The sequence below is a fragment of the Nocardia carnea genome (assembly GCF_029869215.1).
Taxonomy (GTDB): domain Bacteria; phylum Actinomycetota; class Actinomycetes; order Mycobacteriales; family Mycobacteriaceae; genus Nocardia; species Nocardia carnea_B.
This window is the reverse complement of record NZ_JARWPM010000020.1, coordinates 1-2,827: the sequence shown is the minus strand read 5'-3', so window position 1 is coordinate 2,827 and position 2,827 is coordinate 1. Positions and strand designations below refer to the sequence as shown.

Annotated in this window: 2 protein-coding genes; both read right to left on the bottom strand. The window is 70.8% G+C overall.

Annotated elements, in window-relative coordinates:
- On the bottom strand, window positions 1-270 hold a 270-nt coding region (locus QH276_RS00425; RefSeq protein WP_280406540.1), incomplete at its 3' end, for a beta-ketoacyl synthase N-terminal-like domain-containing protein.
- A gap of 24 nt (window positions 271-294) precedes the next feature.
- Entirely contained in the window at window positions 295-2,685 is a 2,391-nt protein-coding gene (locus tag QH276_RS00420) for a type I polyketide synthase (protein ID WP_280406539.1), read from the bottom strand.
- Window positions 2,686-2,827: the final 142 nt, after the last annotated feature.

The window sequence follows — 2,827 nt, the reverse complement described above, 5'->3', positions numbered from 1 at the left end:
CGACCGACCCCGCACACCCGGATCCGCATCGAAAACACCCGGATCCCACCCCCGATCCACCGGAAACTCCCCGATCACATCCCGACCCCCCGACACCACATCCCACAACCCACCCCGCGAACCCACCCCACCCGGAAAACGACACCCCACACCCACAATCGCGATCGGTTCGTTCGCCCGTTCCTCGACTTCCCGCAGACGCCGCCGCAGGCTGCGCAGTTCCAGTGCCGACCGCTTCAGATAATCGACGTAATCCTTCTCGTTATCCATGCTCTTCCTTCGGTACCGGGGGCGTCAGCCGAGCTCGCCGTCGAGTAGTTCGAACAGCTCCGCGGCGCCGGCGCTGCGGATATCGTCATCGGGGTCCGCGCCGCCCTCGGGTGTGGCGGCGTCTTCGATGGTGGTGAGCAGATGCCGGAGCCGCCGCGCCGCCCGGCGCCGTGTCTCGGTGTCGCATGCGGCCGAGCCGAGTTCGGCGGCGACCCGATCCAGGGCATCGTCGAGAGTTCCGCCGGATTCCCCGTCCGGCAGGCAGCTGTCGATATAGCCGGCCAGCGCTTCCGGGGTCGGATGGTCGAAGGCCGCCGTGGCCGGCAGGGCCACACCGGTCGCTCCCGCGAGGCGATTCCGTAATTCCACCGCCGCCAGCGAATCGAAACCCAGGTCCAGGAAACTCTCCTGCGCATCGACGAGATGACCCGCGGCATGTCCCAGCACCACCGCGACATGGGAACCGACCAATTCCACGAGAACGGCACGCCGCTCGGATACCGGTAATCCCGCCAATCGGGCCATCAGTTCCGCCGGGACACCGCCTTCGATCGGACCACCGCGCGAACCGCGCACCATATCGCGCACCACCGACGGCACCACTCCGCCGAGCCCCGCCATCGCACCGGACAACCCCGCCCGATCGAACCGTGCCGCCACAACCCGTGGCAGCTTCCGCGACAACGCCGCCTCCCACAGCGTCAGGCCTTCCGGCACACTGATCCCCACCAATCCGCCCCGGCTCAGCCGCGCCCGATCCACCGCCCCCACACCGCCGGACATCCCGCCCGACACATCCCACAGGCCCCAGCCGATCGAACAGCCGGCCAGGCCCAAGCCCCGCCGGTAGACGGCCAGCCCGTCCAAGAACGCGTTCCCCGCCGCATAATTCGCCTGCCCCGGCGCCCCCACCGTCCCCGCCACGGACGAGAACATCACGAACCCGCCCAGGTCCAGCTCCCGCGTCGCCTCGTGCAGGAACCACGCGCCGTCCACTTTCGATCGCAGCACGGGCACGACGCGCTCCGGCGACAGCGCGGCCAGGACACCGTCGTCCAGCACGCCGGCGGTATACACCACCGCCGTCAGGTCACCCCACGCACCCGCCCGCCGCACCAGGCTCTCGACCTCCGCACGGTCCCCCAGATCACAGGCCACGCACCACACGCGCGCACCGAACTCCGCCAATTCGGCGGCCAATTCCGCACCGCCGCCGGACCGCGAGGCCAGTACGACATCCCGTACCCCGCGGTCGGTCACCAGATGTCGCACCACCGGCCCGGCCAATTCACCACCGCCCGCGACCAGCACCAGCCCGGCCGGATCCCACCCCCACCGTTCGACTCCGCCCGGCGAATCATGCTGCTCCGGAATCGAATCCGGTGCACCCGCGGCCTGCACCGCGCCCAAGCGAGGCGCCCACACGCCGGCCTCCCGGACCACCAGTTCGGATTCCACACCACCGGCCAGCGCACCCGCCAGGCTGTCCAGGCCGCCCACAGCATCGACCAGTACAACGCGTCCCGGGTATTCGAACTGCGCCGAACGCACCAGCCCGGCGACGCCCGACTGCTTCAGGCCATCGGCATCAATACCCGTATCCCCCGCGCTCTCCACCGCGACCGCGCCCCGCGTCACCACCGCCAGACGGACCGAACTCGAACCGGCCGCCGCGAACCACTCCTGCAGCACTCCCAGTACCCCGAGCACGGAGCCGCGGGCCCCCTCCGCAACATCTCCCTCAGCGCCCGGCACACCCCAGCACGGCACCACGACGGCGGCCGGTACGACGGGCTCCGCGGCCAAGGCCTCCAACACCCCCGCCACATCCGCGAACCATCGGTCCACCACACCAGAACCCCAGTCCCCGACCGCATTCCGCGGTGCTATACCCCACAGGACACTCGTGTCCCGGTGTACTACGGCGACCGGCGACCAGCCGAGGTCGTAGAGCCCGGCGCCACCGCCGGCGGAACGCAACGTGGCCGCGTCCGCCCGACGCACGTCCACTCCCTCGATCGACCACACGGCCCGCCCGAACTCGTCCCGGGCCACCACCCGGCCCAGACCGGACTCGGACGTCTGTATCCGCACCCGGACCGCGGACGCACCCCGGCGCAACACCCGGACGCCCCGGAACGCGTAGGGCAGTACGACCGCAGTACCGGGCTCCGGGGCCCGCGCACCGGCGACGCCGGCCAGCACGCCGTGGAACACCGCGTCGAGCACGACCGGATGCACACCGAATCCCCCGGCGCCCACCGCCGGCGCCGCCTCCACGAACAGCTCGTCGCCGCACCGCCACACACCGCGCACCCGCCGGAACGACTCGCCGTAGTCGAGTCCGACAGCCGCCAACATCTCGTACAGGTCCGGCACCGGCACCTCGCGGCCCCCCCCCGGCGCCCACCCCACCGGCCACGCAGGGGGCGGTTACGCCGTAAAATTGCACCCCCAGCTCAAGACCCCCACGCCCGTTCGACCGGCCCGTACTCGATGATCACGCAGCAGCCGCTGGGTGGTAAGGCGCAGTTCGGTGGTCAGCGTTTCGGCGAAA